Source organism: Bacilli bacterium, from assembly GCA_036381315.1.
In the GTDB taxonomy this organism is placed as follows: Bacteria; Bacillota; Bacilli; order Paenibacillales; family KCTC-25726; genus DASVDB01.
In genome coordinates, this window is the sequence record DASVDB010000058.1 from 1 (window position 1) to 18,097 (window position 18,097).

General features: G+C 51.8%; 13 protein-coding genes. 10 read left to right on the forward strand and 3 right to left on the reverse strand.

What is annotated here, in order from left to right:
- The 5 genes from VF260_04355 to fumC form a co-directional block, all read left to right on the forward strand.
- Positions 1 to 946 (forward strand): methyl-accepting chemotaxis protein (locus VF260_04355; GenBank protein ID HEX7056414.1); only part of this gene is annotated, 946 nt, incomplete at its 5' end.
- Between the two features lie 18 nt (positions 947 to 964).
- Positions 965 to 2,398 carry an NAD-dependent malic enzyme gene (locus VF260_04360; GenBank protein HEX7056415.1) on the forward strand — a complete coding sequence of 478 codons (1,434 nt, stop codon included), beginning with the start codon at positions 965 to 967 and terminating at the stop codon, positions 2,396 to 2,398.
- 94 nt (positions 2,399 to 2,492) lie between these two features.
- Positions 2,493 to 4,151, forward strand: a complete 1,659-nt coding sequence (locus VF260_04365) for an S-layer homology domain-containing protein (protein HEX7056416.1) — start codon at positions 2,493 to 2,495, stop codon at positions 4,149 to 4,151.
- Between the two features lie 145 nt (positions 4,152 to 4,296).
- Positions 4,297 to 5,364, forward strand: a complete 1,068-nt coding sequence (locus VF260_04370; GenBank protein HEX7056417.1) for an aminopeptidase — start codon at positions 4,297 to 4,299, stop codon at positions 5,362 to 5,364.
- Between the two features lie 2 nt (positions 5,365 to 5,366).
- A complete protein-coding gene (gene fumC, locus VF260_04375; protein ID HEX7056418.1) occupies positions 5,367 to 6,755 on the forward strand; it encodes a class II fumarate hydratase in 1,389 nt (462 codons plus the stop codon).
- A gap of 520 nt (positions 6,756 to 7,275) precedes the next feature.
- On the opposite strand, the gene VF260_04380 is transcribed toward fumC, so the two are convergent.
- Complete coding sequence (locus VF260_04380; GenBank protein HEX7056419.1) at positions 7,276 to 8,568, reverse strand: aminotransferase class I/II-fold pyridoxal phosphate-dependent enzyme; 1,293 nt, start codon at positions 8,566 to 8,568, stop codon at positions 7,276 to 7,278.
- Positions 8,569 to 8,819: 251 nt separating this feature from the next.
- Here VF260_04380 and VF260_04385 point away from each other — a divergent pair, with 251 nt between their 5' ends.
- Positions 8,820 to 10,325, forward strand: coding sequence for an ATP-binding protein (locus VF260_04385; GenBank protein HEX7056420.1), 1,506 nt, complete (start codon positions 8,820 to 8,822; stop codon positions 10,323 to 10,325).
- A 5-nt stretch (positions 10,326 to 10,330) separates the two neighbouring features.
- Here the strand turns inward: VF260_04385 and VF260_04390 are convergent, their stop codons facing one another.
- The gene (locus tag VF260_04390; protein ID HEX7056421.1) at positions 10,331 to 11,572 is read right to left on the reverse strand and encodes an MFS transporter; all 1,242 of its coding nucleotides are present in this window, start codon (positions 11,570 to 11,572) and stop codon (positions 10,331 to 10,333) included.
- 17 nt (positions 11,573 to 11,589) lie between these two features.
- Positions 11,590 to 12,375, reverse strand: coding sequence for an archaetidylserine decarboxylase (gene asd, locus VF260_04395; GenBank protein HEX7056422.1), 786 nt, complete (start codon positions 12,373 to 12,375; stop codon positions 11,590 to 11,592).
- A gap of 120 nt (positions 12,376 to 12,495) precedes the next feature.
- On the opposite strand from asd, the gene VF260_04400 reads away from it, so the two are divergent.
- The 4 genes from VF260_04400 to VF260_04415 all read left to right on the forward strand — a co-directional run.
- Entirely contained in the window at positions 12,496 to 13,665 is a 1,170-nt protein-coding gene (locus VF260_04400; protein HEX7056423.1) for a glycosyltransferase family 4 protein, read from the forward strand.
- 127 nt (positions 13,666 to 13,792) lie between these two features.
- Positions 13,793 to 15,907 carry a WIAG-tail domain gene (locus tag VF260_04405; protein HEX7056424.1) on the forward strand — a complete coding sequence of 705 codons (2,115 nt, stop codon included), beginning with the start codon at positions 13,793 to 13,795 and terminating at the stop codon, positions 15,905 to 15,907.
- Positions 15,908 to 16,106: 199 nt separating this feature from the next.
- Positions 16,107 to 17,252 (forward strand): GntR family transcriptional regulator, encoded by a 1,146-nt coding sequence (locus VF260_04410; protein HEX7056425.1) that lies wholly within the window; start codon positions 16,107 to 16,109, stop codon positions 17,250 to 17,252.
- Positions 17,253 to 17,395: 143 nt separating this feature from the next.
- Positions 17,396 to 18,097 (forward strand): extracellular solute-binding protein (locus VF260_04415; protein ID HEX7056426.1); only part of this gene is annotated, 702 nt, incomplete at its 3' end.

The following is an 18,097-nucleotide window of genomic DNA, read 5'->3' on the forward strand; positions in this document are numbered from 1 at the left end:
GAAATCGCTCAAGGAAATGATTCGCGAGATGCTTTCGATTTCGCCCCGTTTGAGCGAATCTTCCGGAGAATTGGTGAAAAACATGGAGGGAAGCGCCAAGGCGGTTGAGAATGTAACCGGTCTGATGCAAGCGTTGTCCAAAGATGTGGAAGCGCAAGCAACCGCCGCGAGCGAGAGCGCCCATTCGCTGGAAGAAATGTCCGACGGGATGCGGAAAATCGCCGAATCCGCGCAACTCATCGTGGAATCCTCGGAGAAAACCGTGCAGGACGTCCAAACCGGCAGCCAAAAAATCGCCATGGTTGCCGGGCAGATGGATGCGATTCAAAAATCCGCCGTTGAATCCGCCGCGATCATCGAACATCTGCAAACGCTTAATTCCAATGTGTTTAAGATGAATGCGGCCATCGGCGAAATAGCGGTGCAAACCAATTTATTGGCGCTTAATGCGTCAATTGAAGCCGCGCGGGCGGGTGAGCACGGAAAAGGCTTCGCCGTCGTCGCCGATGAAGTGCGCAAATTGGCGATACGGACGAAGGAAACGGTGGAAACGGTGCAAAGCTTTATCGTCGAAACGATGGAACAGATTGAAAGCGCCGCTCTAGTGATGAACGGAAAAATGATTGCCGAGGCCCAAAAAGGTACGGAAGTGACCGAAAAAGCGCTGGAAGCATTTCAAAATATTCAAAAATCGACTTGGGAAATCGCGGCGCAAATTCACGATATTTCAGCAATTACCGAACAAATATCGGCGAATGCGAAAGAAGTTTCGGATTTCGTGCAAGCAATGTCGAACGCCGCGCGGGACACGACCGTTTCCTTCCAGGCCGTAAGCGCCGATTCCGAACGCCAGCTGGCCAATTTGCAAGAAATCGCGTCAATGAGCGAAATGTTGAATCAATTCGCCGAGCAAATGAAACATGTTGTCGATCGATTTAAAATTTAACAGGAGATGTTCACCAAGATGTCCATACCAACAGTTGGCAACACCAGAGTCATTTTCCGCTTGGAGCTTCATAAGGAGCTCGCTTCGTTTGGCAAAATAGCAACTGCAATCAATGAGGCTGGCGGCGATATTATCGCGATTGACGTCGTTCGCACCGATAAGCAGTCGACGATTCGGGATATCACGGTCAATGTGCTGGATTCCAATCATGCGGAAATCATCGCGCAGCTCGTGAACGCATTGCCGGGCGTGCGTGTTGTCCACATTTCCGATCAAACCTTTTTGCTGCATTTGGGTGGAAAAATCGAAATCAGCCCCAAATACCCGATCAAAAATCGGGATGATTTATCGCGTGTTTATACGCCTGGAGTGGCGAAAATTTGCCGGGCGATCGCCGACAAACCCTATTTGGTCCATTCTCTTACGATCAAGCGCAATACGATTGCGGTCATATCGGACGGCTCGGCGGTTCTTGGACTGGGGAATATCGGTCCGGGCGCGGCAATGCCGGTAATGGAAGGAAAGGCGATGTTGTTCAAGCAACTGGCCAATGTTGATGCCATCCCAATCTGCCTGGCGACGCAGGATACGGAAGAAATCATCAATATTGTCAAGGCGCTCTCCCCAACATTCGGGGGAATCAATCTCGAAGATATATCGGCGCCGCGTTGCTTTGAAATCGAACAGCGGCTGATTAACGAACTGGATATTCCCGTATTTCACGACGATCAACACGGCACCGCCGTGGTGATTTTGGCCGGTCTCATTAATGCGCTCAAGCTGATCGGCAAAAAAATCTCCGATGTGAAAGTCGTCGTATGCGGTTTGGGCGCGGCGGGAACGGCCTGCACCAAAATATTGCTGGCGGCGGGTGTGACCAACATTATCGGTGTGGATCTGAATGGCGCAATCCATCGCGGCCAAAACTACGCGAATCCCGTCTGGAACTGGTTTGCCGAGCATACCAATCCCGAAGGGAAAACCGGCAGGTTGTCCGATGTGATACATGGAGCGGATATTTTCATAGGCGTTTCCGGGCCCGGGGTGTTGACCGCGGATGATATCAAGCATATGGCGAAAGACCCGATTGTGTTCGCGATGGCGAATCCGACGCCGGAAATTTCGCCGGAGGAGGCTGAAGCATATGTACGGGTGATGGCGACCGGCAGATCGGATTATCCGAACCAAATTAACAATGTGTTATGCTTCCCCGGCATGTTTCGCGGATTGCTTGATTGCCGCGCCACGAGGGTCACGGAGCAAATGAAACTGGCGGCGGCAAAAGCGATCGCATCCGTCGTAAGCGAGGAAGAATTGACGGAAAGCTATATTATCCCCAGCGTGTTCAACCAGTCGGTGGTCAGCCGCGTTCGCGACGCTGTGGTCGCGGCGGCTTACGAATGCGGAGTGGCAAGACGGAATCGGGAAAAAACAAACCGGAAAATGAAATAGGATATCGGCAAACATTTTTTTGTCCTCCCCCCCAAAATGGACGCCGAATGACGAAAACTTTGGCAAACCAATAGATTGGGAGGGAGAACAAAGGATGTTGTTCAGTAAGTCGACATTCAAAAAAATCATTTTAACCGGCTTGTCCGCAGCCATGATCGTTACCGGCGCCACATCGGCGTTTGCGAAAGGGAACGGAAAGGCGAAAGGGGCGCATGAGCCGAAATTTAACCATCACAACAACGCCAGCGTCCAAATTAAAATCGAGTTCAGCGATCTGGACGAGCAAAAGTACGAATGGGTGCTGCAAAATATTGCGCGGTTGGCTGCAAAACGTGTGTTCGAAGGCTACGACGACGGGACATTCCGTCCGCAAAAACCGATTACGCAGCTCGAAGCCATTATTGCCGCTGTCCGCTTGATGGGTTTGCGCGAACAGGCTGAATCTCCGGAGGAAATGCAGGCTGACCTAAGCTTTCGCGACGCGAATCTGATTGAGCGCAAATTCCCGAATGCGGTCGGTTATGTATCGGTTGCGCTGAAAAACGATTTGTTCAATGAAAATGACACCAGCGTGAACCCGGAAAAACCGGCAACCCGTTTATGGTCGACCATCTTGCTGGTCAAGGCGCTGAAACTGGACGATCAGGCGAAAGAGATGATGAACGATCCGCTCACATTCAGAGACGCCAAGGACATTCCTGCTGGTTCGCGGGGTTATGTCGCATTGGCGGTGAAAAAAGGTTTGGTTTCCGGTTATCTGGATAATACGTTCCGCCCCAACAAACCGGTGACTCGCGCCGAATTGGCGGCGCTTTTGGACCGCACCGGCGATCAGATGCCCGATTACAACAACGGGACGATCGAAGGCACGGTGAGTGCGGCTGTCCAGAACAATTTGCTGGCGATTGTGCAGAATGGCGAGACAAAAGTGTACACAGTCGATCCGAACGCATTCGTGTTTAAAAACGGCAAAAAAGTACCCTTGAGCGATCTCAGGGTTGGCGATAAAATATCGGCCAGATCGGTGAATAACGTCATCATTTTCATTCAAGTAACGGATGTGGCCGATGTTCAGGAGACATTTACCGCCAAAGTCGCCGCGCCGGTGGACAGCGAAAACCGGATCACGCTCAGAAAAAACAATGCGGATGTGACATACACGTTTGCCGACAATGCCATCATTTACCGCAACGGGGCAGTTGTGCGCAAGACGGCGGTGAAGGCCGGAGATACGGTGTTTGTCCGCGCCACGAATCAGGTTATCCAATTGTTGCAAGTTATTCAAACGGTCAACGAACGCGCCGAATACACCGGCAAAATAACGGCAGTGAATACGAATGCGAATGTGCTTACAATTTCGAAGGACAATCAGACGAGCACATTTACGGTTGACGCAAACGCGCTCATTATTCGCAAAGGCACAGTTACGACGCTTGCCGCTTTGAAAACCGGAGACGAAGTAAAAGTGCTGACGCTTGACAACAAAGTGATGTACGTTCTGGTTATGGCGGCAGTTGAAGATCAAGTGCAAAGCTTCACGGTAGATGGTCTTTACCATTCTTTGACCTTGAACTCCAAAGGCGAAATCGCCACCATATCCGTAACGCAGTCGGTGTACGAAAATCCGCAAATTTCGGTTTATAATGTCGCGCCGAATGTGACAATAACCGGAAATACGGCCAATCTGGTGCCGCTGCATCCGATCAAGCTGTATGGCGAAAATCAAGTGGTAAACAAAATTGAAATCAAATAAGCACACGTACGGATGTGGCGAAAACTCCCGCTTCCCCGCGGGAGTTTTCGTTTTTTTAAGATTTCCGCTTGACTTTAAAAGCGGGCGGCATTTTGCTATACTTGACGCTGGTGATTTCTAAACTTTCTTTAAAGGGGGAAGGGTATTGGCGGATGCCAGAGTCGTCCGTTTGGCGGAAGTGCTCGTCGATCATTCGACAAAAGTGAAAAAAGGGGAAAAAGTGTTGATCGCAGGAGATGCGGCTGCCGCTCCCTTGATAAAGGAAATATACCGGAAAGTGCTGCAGCGGGGCGCTTTTCCGATTACACAAATTACGCTGACGGAATTTCCCCGCATTTTTTACGATGAAGCGAATGACGAACAGTTGGAAAATGTTGAATTTAGCGACATGCTGTACCGATATGCCGACGTTTACATCAAAATCGACGCCGACGAAAACAAATACGGCTTGTCTGATATCCCTCCGGAGAAAATGCAGAGGCGGAGAAAAGCGACCAAACGGCTGACGGAATATTTGATGGCGGGCGGCGTGCGGTGGGTTTTAACCCGCTATCCGACGAATGCATACGCCCAGGACGCCAGGATGTCGCTTGAACAGTATGAAGATTTTGTCTACCGGGCAACGAATGTGGATTACGGCGAAATGCGCCGCTCAATGGCGCAGGCGGCCGAGTTGTTCAATAAAGCGGAAAAAGTGCGCATTGTGGGCAAAGAAACCGATTTGACCGTCGACATTGCCGGCAGGCAAGCGGTATTGTGCAGCGGAGAATACAATGTCCCCGACGGCGAATTTTTCTTCACGCCCAATCATTTGCTCACGGAAGGCGCGATTTATTATGACTGGCCGACCAGCTTTGGATCCAGAGAGGTGCAGGGCATCCGCATTTTGTTCAGGCAGGGGAAAATAGTGGAATACTCAGCCGAGAAAGGGCAGGATGTGTTGGAGGAAGCTTTGAATACCGACGACGGATCCCGCTATCTGGGCGAACTGGGCATCGGCATGAATTTCGGTATCGACCGGCCTACGCAGGATATTTTGTTTGATGAGAAAATCGGCGGATCCGTGCATCTGGCGGTCGGCAGAGCGTATGAAGAAGCGGGAGTTGGCAACGACTCGGCGATCCATTGGGATATGGTGAAAAATCTGAAGGACGGCGGGGAAATTTATCTTGACGGCAAGCTTGTACAAAAAAACGGAAAGTGGGTGTTCTGAACATGGATTTTCGCATTGAAAGAGACACGATGGGCGAAATTCAGGTGCAGGCGGACAAACTTTGGGGCGCGCAAACGGAACGCAGCCGCAACAACTTCAAAATCGGCGGCGAACGGATTCCGCTTGAAGCGATTCGCGCACTGGCGCTGTTGAAAAAATCGGCCGCTTTGGCCAATAGGGAATTGGGCAAACTGGCGGGGGAAAAAGCGGACGCCATCGTCGCGGCGGCCGATGAAATTATCGCCGGCAAGTGGGACGAACATTTTCCGCTTGTCGTATGGCAAACAGGCAGCGGCACACAAACGAACATGAACGTCAACGAGGTGATTGCGCGCCGCGGCAATCAACTGCTGCAGGAGCGGGGAAGCGAGGCAAGATTGCATCCGAACGATGATGTCAACAAGTCGCAAAGCTCCAACGATACGTTCCCGACCGCCATGCATATTGCCGGAGTGCTGGCGCTGGAAGATCGTTTGCTGCCGGCTCTAGCGACGCTGAAAGAAACGCTGCGCAGCAAAAGCGAAGCTTATATGGACATCATCAAGATCGGCCGCACGCATCTGCAGGATGCCACCCCGCTAACTTTGGGGCAAGAAATCAGCGGCTGGTGGGCCATGCTGGATAAAACCGAAGCGATGATCAGGAGCGGCGCGGACGCCATGAAGGAGCTGGCAATCGGCGGTACGGCAGTGGGCACGGGCTTGAACGCGCACCCCGAATTCGGCGCGAAAACGGCTGCTGTGATTAGCAGCGAAACCGGCAAGGCGTTTACCTCCGCAGCGAATAAATTCCATGCGCTGACAAGCCACGACCAGATCGTATACGCTCATGGAGCGTTAAAGGCGCTGGCGGCGGATTTGCTGAAGATCGCCAACGATGTGCGCTGGCTGGCAAGCGGACCGCGCTGCGGCATCGGCGAAATCAGAATCCCCGAGAACGAACCGGGCAGTTCGATTATGCCGGGCAAAGTTAACCCGACGCAAAGCGAAGCGATGACGATGGTCGCATGTCAGGTCATGGGCAACGACGCGACAATCGGATTTGCGGCCAGCCAGGGCAATTTCGAATTGAACGTGTTTAAACCGGTTATTATCCACAACTTCCTGCAATCGGTGAGATTGCTCGCGGATGCGATGCTTTCATTCAACGAACATTGCGTTGTCGGTCTGGAACCGAACCGCGAAGTCATCAACCGCTATTTGGAGCAATCGCTCATGTTGGTAACGGCGCTCAATCCGCATATCGGATACGAAAACGCCGCAAAGATTGCCAAGCTGGCGCATAAAGAAGGGACGACGCTAAAAGAGGCGGCGATCAAGAGCGGCCTCTTGACGGCGGAGCAATTCGACGCTTATGTCCGCCCGGAAAACATGATTCATCCCAAGGCGTAAAAATCGCCGCGTTCCGCTCAGCACCACAAGCCGGCCTAGGGTAAAACCCGGGCCGGCTAACGTTAAACCACCTTGCACACCCCACCTGCGCAACGCGAACGTTCCCCAACACACCCCTCCTCGCACACTTCTAACGGTCGCAGCAGAGGCTATTTGCCGAAAAAAGGCCGATTTGAAATTGTAACGGACGCTGTGGACGCTATTTGTCGTTTCAAGGCCCGAATATCGGGGAAAATGCAAGAATAGGCGCGCTCACGTCCGTTAGAATCAAAAAGCGGTCAATTTGCGCTAAATAGGCGCTGTCACGTCCGTTACAGGTTGCGAGTTGATGCAAGCCGCGAACCGGTCGAAGGCTGCGAGCCGGCAAACCGCCCGGGTTTCAGCCGGCAAGCAAATATATATGAAAAATCACACATATTCGGCCGCCATTTCAAATTTTTCGCTTCCCGCATGATCCCGCAAACAAAATAAAAAGGGACCCTCGCCTTTTGCTTGAGTCCCTGAGACACACAGGCAACCATTACAGCAAATCTTTGGCGCCCTGATAGATGATGTCGAACAGCTCCGGCACATCTTTTTCCTCGATGCACGAAAAAGCGACGCGCAAATCCGTTTCCCCCAATGCGATCGTGCCAACTCCGTAAGCATCCAGCAAGTGCTGGCGCAGTTTTTCCGCGTTAACGGTTTTCAGCTTCAGGCACATGAAGTAACCGGAATTAAACGGGTAGTAATCCCAAACGTCGTCGTATTTGCCGCTGTCCAGCACTTCTTTCACCCGGTTGGCGCGGCCTTTCATAATCGCGAACTTTTCCTGTTTTTGCGCTTCATATTGCGGCGATTGCAGCGCTTTTAACACAAATGTTTGCGACGGATGCGGACCGCTGGAGATCGTGGCGCGGATAATGCCCATTGTTTTTTGCTCCAACGCGCCCAACAACGCTTCGCTTGCCGCCGCGTATGTGATGAAGCCGACACGAAAGCCCCATACGTATTCTTCCTTGGTCGCGCCGTCAATTTTGATCGGCAGCACGCGCGGGTGCAACCCTGCCAGTTTGCCGAACAGCGATTCATGCAGCGAATCTTCAAAAAACAGCCCGAAGTATGCATCGTCGGTAGCGACAACGACATTGACGCCGGCTTCGGCCCCCGCCAAAATCGCCGCTATGATCTCGTCGCCTTCCTGCTTATCCGGCGTGTACCCCGTCGGGTTGTTGGGAAAATTCAGGACAACAACGGCTTTGCCGGCGTCTTTTTGCGCCAATATCGCATTTTTCAAGCCTTCGGCGTTAAATCTGCCGTTTGCGTTATAAAGCGGGTAGTACACGATTTTCGCGCCTCTGCGCACGCCAAACGTCAATTCGTAATTTTCCCAGTTTTTCTCCGGCAAGATCACGGCGTCGTTCGCCCCGACAAACAGGTCGGCGACGATGCTCAAACCGTGCGTCAAGGCGTTGGTGGCAATCGGATTGCCGAACGTTTTATCGCGCAGCGAAGGGTTTTGCCGCAATATTTTTTCCCGCCATGCCGCCCGCAGTTCCGGCTTGCCCGCCGGAGGAGCATACGAGTAAAGGTCTTTGGGCGCGTAAGCGGACAATGTTTCCTGAATCACGTCCAAATGCATCGGCACTCCGCCTTCCGTGGCGATGCCGATCGTGGCGTTGAACTTTTTGGCTTTTTTGCCCGCTTCGGCGCTTTGGCTTAAGATGCCTTCCTTGGGAAAGTAAATCTCTTTGCCTAACGGCGACAACATCGCGAAAACGTGGGCGTTTTCCGTCTCCAACGTCGCATTCAATTGCTTTAGCAGCGCGTTCATTCTCTCCATACTTCCTTCCGGTTCTGAATTTATAAAACAATCATAACCGATTTGCCATGTCATTGCATCCGATTTTGCATACGTCGGCATACAAATTTATCATAAAAAAAACAACATTGTACAAATACCTGTAACTATTTTAAAATTAACGATATAACAAGTAAATTAATGCAAATATTTTCCTGAGTAGATCATGACGGATGTGAAAAGATGTTCATTGCGCATCGGTCGAATGGGAGGGACCTGTTTCGTTGCACGCCAAAGAGCAAGGAAATCCCAAGCCGTCGTATGAAACGAACCATTTAAGCCGTTTGGCGAATGTCGGTCAAATATCTGCCGGAATCGCTCATGAAATCCGTAACCCGTTAACTGCAGTCAAGGGCTTTTTGCAATTGTTGAAAGAGCAAACTTCACACAAATATTTGGATATTGCCAGCGTCGAATTGGATCGGGCTATTTCCGCCCTGCAAAATTTGCTGCAAGTGGCAAGGCCGGATCCCGACAATGAAGCGTTCAGCGAAATCAAACTGTGCATCGAACTGGAAGCGATTTTATTCCTGTTTCAGGACCAAATTTATCGGGTACATATTGAAAAAGATTTGCGGGACCAAAATGAAGTGATTTTGGGCAAACGCAACCAGTTGAAGAAGGCGCTGTTCAATTTGTTGAAAAACGCCTTTGAAGCGATTCCGGACAAAGGGACCATTTATATCAGCCATCGCCGGGAAGGCGACAGCATGATCGTCACAATCAGGGACACCGGCGTGGGCATCTCGGAAAAAGATCTGGACATGTTAGGCACTCCGTTTTTCTCAACGAAAAGCGAAGGAACCGGGATGGGCCTGGCGCAGGTATATGCGACAATCTATCAACATGGCGCGAAAATCGAAGTGGAAAGCGAAAAAGGCGTCGGCACCGCATTCAAGCTGATTTTTCCGATAGCCGAAAATTTTCCGCTAATGCAGGAGACAATGGAATATCCGTATGCGGCGAACCGCTCCTGGGAAACGTTTTTGCGCGATCATAAAAAGGCGTTCTGCAATCACATTCTCACTGCGATAGGCGAAGAATTCGCAATTGCGGATAGCGTTATCAACCATCCTTCATTTCATGAGCTGGCAGAGCAAATCGTCGAAATGTCTTTGCAGGATGACAAGGAGCAAGCCGCGCAGGTAAAGCAATTGATAAGCGGCAAGCTGATGGTAAGCGGCATCCCGCTCTCCGCTTGCTGCGCGTTTGTGTCGTGCCTGCGCCGGACATTTTTGCAGCGCGCCGGAGCGTTTTTTCACCAGGCCGGGTTCACTGAAATGCAGGAGCTCTATAATTGGGTTTTGCGGTTCAACGAGTTGCTGGATACGTTTTTGGAACAAGCTGTCGCGGAACTTGGCGATCCGCTATCCGCGGAGGATCAGGCTGTGCCTTTCCTGATTTGCGGCAAGGCGGTTGCGGTTGTGCCTTTGGTGGGAAATTTAAGCGAAGCGCGCGCGCGTAAAATCAGGGATATCGCCTTGACAAACATCGCCAAGGGAGGAGTTGACGTTCTCTGTCTTGACTGGAGCGGATTGCTGCGCTTCGACAAGGAAGTGTATCAACGCATTTGCACCATCATGGAAGCCGCCCATTTGTTGGGATGTACGGTTGCCGTAACCGGAATTCGCCAGGAAATGGCGGAGTTGATGACGGACCATGGGCTGCCGCTAAAAGATCATGTGAAAATCTACGCTACTTTGCAGCGCCTGATGGAATCGGTGCATTAGCATTTTTACTTGGCGCCGGCATTTATTTCTTCTTTCCACTTTCGCAGGATATGATCGTTCGGCAACAGCAATGCGACCAAGCCAAAAACGGGTAAGATGCTTGCCGATTTGATGATCGTCGCAATACCCAGCCAATCGGCCAACCCGCCCAGCGATGCGGAACCGACGGCGCCCATGCCGAATGCCAGGCCGACCGTAAGCCCGGAAGCCATGCCGATCTTGTCGGGCATAAGTTCCTGCGCATAGACGACGATAACGGAAAAACTGGAGAGCACAATAAAACCGATCAACAGGCAAAGCGCGACCGCCCACGCCAAATTGACATATGGCAACAACAGCGCAAGCGGGAAAGAGCCGAGCATGGAGAAAAGCAAAATGTTCCGTTTGCCGAACCGGTCGGACAGCGGGCCGCCCAAAAAGGTGCCGACCGCCCCCGCCGCCAAAAACATGAAGATGAACAGCTGCGTTTCTTTCAACGAAATTCCGTATTGATCCATCAAATAAAAAGGATAGTAGTTCGTAATGGCGGAATGGTACCAGCTCCGCGCGAAAATAAACAGAACCAGCAAGATGAGCGCGGTGCCGATTTTGTGTGTGCGCGTCGCCTGATTGGCGGATGCGGCCCGTTTGCGCCGCGGTTTGGCGGGCAGTTCCGCCAGCCGATCGCCATACCATTTCGCGTTTACAACTTGCATTGCGATGGCGAGAGCGGCGACAGTCGTAAACCAGAGAACGCCGATTTGCCCCGATTTGACGAAAATGAGCGCGGTCAGAACGGGCGCCAGCGCCTGACCCGAATTGCCGCCCACCTGGTAAATCGATTGCGCCAATCCTTTGCGGTTGCCGGCCGCCATATGAACCAGCCGCGAGCCTTCGGGATGAAACACGGCGGAACCGATGCCGATCAACACGACCGAGATGAGCACAAGGATGAAGTTGGGGGAAAGCGCCAATCCGGCAACGCCTATGAAGGTGGAAACCATGCCGAACGGCAACAGCCAGGGTGAAGGCTTCAAATCGGTAAACAGGCCGACGGCGGGTTGCATCATCGACGCCGTGATATTGATCGCAAAGGCAATCATGCCGATCTGGAAATAGGATAAGTCCAGCGAATCTTTTAAAATCGGAAAAATGGCCGTAATAACGGCTTGAATCGTATCATTCAACAAATGGACGAAACTGACCGCAAACAAGATCGGATACAGCGTTCTGCCGGTATCCGGCTGTCTGACTGACGTATGTTGCATGCTTTGGTCTCCTCTTTCTATAGAAAAAGCCCCAAGGCTTGTCCGCACTTGATTTTGTCTCCCGCGCCAAAGGCGCGCAAATCCCGGAATGTACCGCTTTGTACCAATAATACCACGGTTGAACCGAATTCAAACAGTGCCAATTCGTCGCCGCGCGTGATTTTTTCCGGCAACGGATCGATATAGCGGATTGAGCTGACGTTCAGCGCGCCGACCTTCACCACGGCAATTTCGCAATCCTGATGCCGAATATAAGTAATCAGCCGCTCGTTGCGGCTCAATATTTTGCGCATGCGACGCATGCCGAATTCGTTCACCGGATAAACGCTGCCCGGCACGTGCTCGGATTCCTCGATCGTTCCCGTCGCCGGCGCATGAACGCGGTGATAATCGGCAGGGCTCAAATACAAAATGTAGAACGTGCCATTTTGGTAATTGATGGCGCGCGGCGAATGATTGAGCAGCTCGTCGACGGTATAATCCTGCCCCTTGACTTGCAGGATTTGGCCGTCGGCAATGGTGCCGGTAGCGACGACCGTGCCGTCCACCGGGCTGATCAGCGAGCGGGGATCGCTGTCAATCGGGCGCGCGCCCGGTTTTAACCTGCGTGTGAAAAAGTCGTTCAGCGAGACGAATTCCGTCAGCCGTTTCTCCGCTTCGTCAACCGCAATTCCATATATTTTAATGAAGCGAGGTATCAACCTTCTGCTCCATTTGGATTTGGCAAATCGGCCCGCCGCCCGGGAAAGCCGCTTTCTTGAAGTCAGCTCCGTCAGCAGGCGCAACAGGTATCTGGTGAGCATAGAGCGCGGATTTCCCTCACTTTCCTGTTCAATACAGAAAGTTTGCCACAGAAGTTCGACCAAATCAATAGTCACTCCATAAGATAATGTGAGACTTTCTGGAAGGCGGTAACATTATCGATGGAAAATCGGCTGCGAGTATGCGTGTTGACGCCGGGGTCGTTTTCGATCCCTTCCGATCGCGCAAGTTCTGTCGAGCAGGTGGTGTATGAAACGGGGAAGCGGATTGCGCGGCAGGCTCCCGATATCGATTTGATTATATTGGGCCGAAAAGCCAACCGCCAAGCCGCCAGGGAAACACGGCACGGCGTCAAATTTGTGCGGCTTAGCCCATACAAAAACAGCGGGCATTATATTGCCGCCGCGGTTAAACAGCTTGCGGCGCTTGAGCCGGACATCATCCAGGTGGAAAACCGGCCGCGATTCGCCAAGCGGATCAAGCAAAGCTTCCCCGGTCGTCCCGTCCTTTTGTCGTTGCATTCCACCGTGTTTATTTCTCCGCCCCACATTTCCCAAGGCAAGTTGGCGGAATGCCTCTCGTTTCCCGATCGCATTATTGTCAACAGCGCGTATTTGAAAGCATATTTAACCCGGCTTGCGCCAGGCGTCGCGGAAAAGTGCGAAGTCATCCATCCGGGCGTTGACACGCGCAAATTCGCTTCCAAATGGGCGCAAGGGCGAAAACGGGAAATTAGACGGTTTGCGGCATTGCACGGTTTGGCGGGGAAAAAGGTCGTCTTATACGTCGGCAGGCTTATCCCGCGAAAAGGCGTGCACCATCTATTGGATGCGTTTCCGAAAATACTGAGACGCGTGCCGAATGCCAAGCTTGTCCTTGTCGGCGGCGCCTTTTACGGGTCGAAGCGGGAAACGCCGTACGTTCGCTCGCTTAGGCAAAAGGCGAAAAAATCAGGCGGGCATGTCCGCTTTGTTCCGTACGTGCCGCATAATCGGCTTGATCCGTGGTTTCGCGCCGCCGATGTCGTCGTGGTGCCCTCGGACAAACGGGAAGCTTTCGGATTGGTCAACGTGGAAGCGATGGCCAGCGGCGTGCCGGTTGTCGCCACAAACGGCGGGGGGATCGCCGAGGTTGTGGCGGACGGCGAGACGGGAATTTTGGTTGCGACGAATCGTTTCGTCGAACATTTGGCTGATGCGGTTTGCCGGCTTTTAACCGACGAGGCGTTGCGGCGGAAAATGGGACAGCGCGGTGTTGACCGGGCAAAAGAACATTTTACATGGGAGCGCACGGCGCGTTCGTACAGGGGACTGTACGCCAGGTTGCGGTAAAGCGCGCTTTTAACATTGCCAAAAGCTCATGGCGGCGGGCAACCGCACATTTTTGCCTGATAGGTGTCCGAGTAGCGGCGTTTCGCATATGTTGCAGATGACTATTTTTTTGGGAAGGAGCATCTGCATGAAGGGAAAACGCGGTAGCAGGACGCGGGTGTCAAGCCGGCGCTTCAACGCTGATCATGTTTTGCAAAATCCCGATATTCATGAGTTGGAATGGCTTGATTTAGATATAGCCAAATCCGGTAGCGCCGTCCCCGAAAACGTTGTAAAAAAAGTTGAGCGGCCAAACCGGGAAAATACGTTACTAGCCGCGGCGGAAAATGTCGCCGCTTTGCCGGAAAGTCCGCCTAAAGCCGATGAATTTTCCGAGCGGAAGCCAGCCGGCGGCACGCCGGTCGTGTTTACGGACGATCTGGCCAACCAATGCGTCACCAACGAAAAAATCGCCAATTTTGCCGTCGACGAGCGAAAAATCAAGGCGCGCAGCGTCGGAACGGATGCCTTGAAAGACTATGCGGTCGATGCGACAAAATTGGCGGACGGGGCGGTAACGGAAAAAAAGCTGGCGCCCGGCGCGATTTGCGACGATCACTTCGCGGATGACACGATCTCGGGAAGCAAGCTGCGAAACCGCTCCATATCCGGCGACAAACTGAAAAATTACAGCATAACCGGCGAAAAGATCGCGGAAAAATCAATCGATGGGGAAAAAATTGCCGACCGCGCCATTTCGGAAAGGCATTTCGGCAATTTGTTCATATCCGGCGAAAATATCCGCGATCAGTCGATCACCACGGATAAGTTGCAAAGCGGAGCCGTGCAGACGGTAAACATCGGAAACAATGCGGTCATTTCAGCCAAAATCGCGGGCGGAGCGGTTACGGGAGATAAAATTAGGGAAAACAGCATAGCGGAGCACCATCTGCAAAATGAGTCGATTTACGCCCGGCACCTGAGCAAAGAATCCGTTTATGGCGGACATATTGCGGAAAACCAAATTGAAGGCAAACATCTCGCCGCAAAATCCGTCGGCAATCAGCATCTGCAAAACGAGTCGGTAACGGAGGACAAACTGGCGCCCGGTTCCATTGTCGCCAGGCATTTGCGCGACGGATCGATATCCGGCGACAAGCTGATACCCGGCTCGATTTACGGGGAAGCTTTGGCCAAGGATTCGATTTCCGGAAAACATATACGTCCCGATTCGGTAGCCGGCTATCATTTGGGTTCTTCGGCAATCAAAACGTACCATATTGACGATGAAGCGATCACCGAGGATAAATTGGCGGATTCCTGCATCGGCGGGAACAAGCTGAAATTTGCCGCGGTTTCGACGGAACATCTGCGGGATTTATCCGTCACGGGACCCAAAATCGCTCCCGAGACAATCGAGAGCGGCCATCTTGCTCCCGAGGCGGTAAAAAGCAGACATATCGCCCCGCTTTCCGTTACGAACAAGCATTTGCAGGATAACGCGGTTACCGGCGAAAAAATTATGAACGCGTCCATTACGGCCGACAAGCTTGGAACGCAGATCATTGACAACAACAAGCTCAAGCCGAATTCCGTCGAGACGATCCATATCGTGGATGGAGCGATCACCGAAAACAAATTGGCCGACAACACGATCACGTCCAAGCATCTCACGCCGGAAGCGATTTGCAACGAGCATATCGCCCAGCATTCGATCGCGGAGCGCCAGTTGTTGAACGCTTCGGTTTCAACGCGAACGATTCAGGAAGGCGCGGTAACGTCAAGCAAATTGGCGAGCGAGGCGGTTACCGCGGAAAAAATTGCTTCCGAATCGATCAGCGGCAAGCATATCCTGTACGAATCCATATACGGTTATCATATTCGCGACGGCGCGATTTTGTCGGAGCATCTGAGCGACGGCGCCGTCGGCCGCCGGCATCTGCGGCATGGCTCGATCGACCCGTGCCATCTCAGCTTTATCCCGATTTGCACGCAGGTAGCGGAAAAACAAGTGTTGCAGCAATTCGGCACGGCAGCGTTCGTCTTGCCAGCCGGTGAAACCGCCGTAAACGTAACCGTCAAGCTTTCGTCCGCCTTTGAATCCGATTCGTTTATAGCCGTTGCCATGCCCGATCGCCCCTTTTGCTTTGCTGCCATTATCGAGTTGCAGAAAAACGCGGTTGCTTTTTGCCTGTTTCGCGTCGGCAACACCGATGAGGAATTGCTGGGAAATTTGCACTGGATCGCGATCGGGCCGAAATAATCGTCTATTTATCGCTTGTTATGCATAGGCATGCATTCGCCAGAAATGTGCGAACGCATGCCATTTTTGTTGGCAAAGTGCCGATTTCATCACACCGGCTTTGTAAAGAAAACGATTGCCGGAGCTGAATCATCTTCTTGATATATTGCAATGTTTTATGTATAGTTGGTATATCAAGATAATGCGAGGGATGATCGAGATGGATGCACCACTATATGAGCAAATATATAATTATATATTTCACAAAATTGCAGCAGGGGAACTGCAGCCAGGGGATCGTGTGCCTTCAGAAAAGGAACTGTCCGATCAATTCAACGTCAGTCGTATTACGTCCAAAAAGGCGCTGGAAACGCTCTCCGCAAATCAGCTTATCGAACGGGTGCAGGGAAAAGGCTCGTTTGTTGCGACAAAATTGCCGAATCTGCGGGACATCAGGCCGCTTGGAAAAGACAACGAAAGTGGAGCGAAAGAGAAAACGAACGGAAACGGCAAATGGAAAGTGGTTGGCGTAATATTGCCGGATTTCGCCGACTCCTATGGTCTCAGGCTGCTTCACGGAATTGAGGAACGCTGCTCGGAGCTAGGCTGCCGCATGTTTATGAAACTGACATACGACAAAATTGAAGAAGAGCAATCGGCGATTCGTTCCTTTATCGATCTAGGCGTGGACGGATTTGTCGTCTTCCCCGTGCATGGCGAACATTACAATGCCGAATTGCTTCGGCTGGTTCTGGATAAATATCCGCTCGTATTGATCGATCGGTACCTGAAAGGGATCGCGGCATGCGCGGTTTATACGGATAACCGTAAGTCGGCATTTGACTTGACAAATGTGTTGCTTGCGGGAGGACATCGCCGGATTGGATTTATTTCTGCCCCGGCAGAAAACACCTCCACGATCGAAGACCGCATTCAGGGTTTTACAGACGCATTCATCCACTTGGGAATGAGTGTCAAGCCGGAACATTTTATGACGAATTTGTATAGTTCTCTGCCCAGGTCGTTTGAGGCTAAAAACATCAATATCGATGCGGAGACGGTGCGTCGCTTTGTGGAGATGAACCCGGAGTTGACCGCATTTGTCGCCGCTGAATACAATTTGGCGTTAATTCTCAGGGAAGTGTTGATTTCCATGGGCAAACGTATTCCGGACGATTATCAGATCGTTTGTTTTGATTCGCCGGACGAGCCGTTCGGCAAACATTTCTTCACGCATGTGCGGCAAAATGAATCTGCCATGGGCCGAATGGCTGTCGATTTGCTTGATGCCCAATGGAGAAAAGAGGAGGTTCCGCTGCATTCGATCATTCCATATGAAGTCAGGGCCGGCACCTCGACAAAGTAGCTGGATGCCCAGGTTTATGAATCCAAGTTCGCAAATCGTCAGGGCATCCTGGTTAATTTATATAACGACATATTGACATATCGTCAATATTATTTTAATATACTATTTGTAAGCGCTTATAAATTTATATAGGGGGACAGGACATGCGAAAATGGACGATTGCAGGATTGTCTTTGCTGCTGGTAGTTGCTCTTGCCGCCGGGTGCGGCGGTAATAAAGCGGCGAATCAAGGAGGCAACGGCACCAATGTAGAAAAGACCGCAAACGGCAATGCCAATGCCAACGCGGATGGCGGCAAGCAGAAGAACGGCGAGCCCGTCGAGCTGACATTTTGGGGCGACTGGGGCGGCGAAGGCCAGAAGCAATTTGAGACGATGGTGGACGCGTTCAATAAGTCGCAGGACCGAATACGGGTAAAGTACGTTCTGCAGCAGGATATGATCACAAAATTTTTGACGGCGGCGACTTCCGGCGGCTCCCCGGACATTTTGTTTTGGGATAGATGGCGCACCGCGTTGTACGCTCCGAAACATGTGCTTCATCCGATAGACGAATTGATGCAACGCGACGGCATCAATGCTGCGGATTATTATGAGCAATCGCTTAAAGAACTGTCTTACAACGGGAAACTGTATGGGTTGCCGTTGACGGTCGATGCGCGCGCTTTATTCTATAATAAAAAGCTGCTTGATCAAGCTGGCGTGAAACCTCCAACTTCATGGGACGAACTGGAAGCGGCGGCAAAGAAACTGACAAAGTGGAACGGCGATAAATTGGAAGTAGCCGGATTCTCGTTAAATGATGTAGGGTTATTTAATATGTATCTGCAGCAGGCAGGCGGCTCT